We start from the raw sequence: 1,356 nt of genomic DNA, 5'->3' as shown, positions 1-1,356 counted from the left end.
ATCCGGGGCCGCTCAGCCCTGCCTATATAGCCAGCGATGTGCCTCCGGTGTCGGTGGCAGCCGTCGTAAGCGCCTTCCGTAAGGGACTTGGGCGGCCGGTGCGCCTGGCTGCCGTACCGGCCAGCCTGATGCGGATGGCCGCGGTGGCGCTAGGCAAGCGGGCGTTTTGGGAAAGCATGACGGCGACACAGATATGCGACCCTTCCCTGCTCGTCTCGCAGGGCTGGCTGCCGGAAACAGCGACGCTTGATCGTCTAAGCGAAATCGCGGCGCGCAGCAGGCAAGCTCAACCTGGATAAATCGTCGCAAGCAGGATGCGAAGATCAAGGCCGATCGAGGCGACCTTGAGATAGTCGGCATCGGTTTCGGCCAATAGGGCCGTGTGCGACATGTCGATGCCCTTGACCTGAGCCAGGCCGGTGATGCCGGGAAGCGCCGATGAAACGCCCAGCCGTCGGCGGCACTCGATCAGCTCGGTTTGCGTCGGCAGACAGGGACGCGGTCCGACCAAGCTCATCTCGCCCTTCAGAACATTCCAGAACTGCGGCAGCTCATCGAGCTTGAACTTCCGCAGGGTCTTTCCGGCCGGCGTCACGGCATTCGCCGGCGCCTCGTGCGAAGGCAAGGATGGCGTGCCGACATACATCGTGCGCAATTTGTGACAGCGAAAGAGCACGCCATCGCGGCCAACCCGCGTTTGAGAAAAGATGGCCGGACCGGGCGACGATATACGAACAGCCAGGACAGCGAGCGCCAGGACGGGTGAAGTGACCAGGAGCAGCAGCGCCGCGCCGGCAAGATCGAAGATTTGCTTGGCTGTCTTCATGAACCGCCGATAGTGCTCGTTGCCAAAACCAAAGACGAAATACGAATCCGCTCGACGTAGCATGAGGCTATCGCTCGACCAAGCTCGACCCCTCGCCTGCTCGGATGCGCCAGCAGAGGAATGCCAGCCAGCGCCCCAGGGTCCCGAAGGTCCGCCGATAAATGCCGCTCTTGCGCAGATTGCTCAAGCGCCGAAGAAGGCCAGGGTCTTTTGAAGCATCAGTTCGCCTGCCCGGCCGCTTTCGGGATCACGGCCTCAGGCACGTCCCCTCTTACCTTCTTGGTATGGTCAAGACCCGCAAGCACAGCGAGCGAGGATGCCTTGTCCTGGCTCTTCACGGATTGCTGCAGGGCCGCAAGCGCCGCCTGGACATCGGACCATTCCGCGACATCGGTGCTCAGGCCAAAAATCTTGGAAATGCCGAGTTCGACCAGCTCCTCATCCTCACCATGCAACGATTCATGGAGTTTTTCACCCGGCCGGATTCCGGTGAAGCGAATGGGGATGTCCGTGTATGGGCTTTATCCGGA

The 1,356-nt window shown here is 61.6% G+C and carries 1 protein-coding gene and 2 pseudogenes; 1 reads left to right on the top strand and 2 read right to left on the bottom strand.

The features are described 5' to 3' along the window. Window positions 1-299 (top strand): annotated as a pseudogene (locus FJ980_RS35140) (epimerase); the annotation flags it as partial. Here FJ980_RS35140 and FJ980_RS31960 read toward each other — a convergent pair. Then, a complete protein-coding gene (locus FJ980_RS31960; RefSeq protein ID WP_140547485.1) occupies window positions 287-826 on the bottom strand; it encodes a sugar transferase in 540 nt (179 codons plus the stop codon). The pseudogene FJ980_RS35140 and the gene FJ980_RS31960 overlap by 13 nt on opposite strands. A gap of 218 nt (window positions 827-1,044) precedes the next feature. Then, window positions 1,045-1,356: pseudogene (locus tag FJ980_RS31955) on the bottom strand (polysaccharide biosynthesis protein); the annotation flags it as partial.

Source organism: Mesorhizobium sp. B1-1-5 (assembly GCF_006443065.1).
Classification (GTDB): Bacteria; Pseudomonadota; Alphaproteobacteria; order Rhizobiales; family Rhizobiaceae; genus Mesorhizobium.
This window is presented reverse-complemented; position numbering and strand designations above follow the sequence as displayed.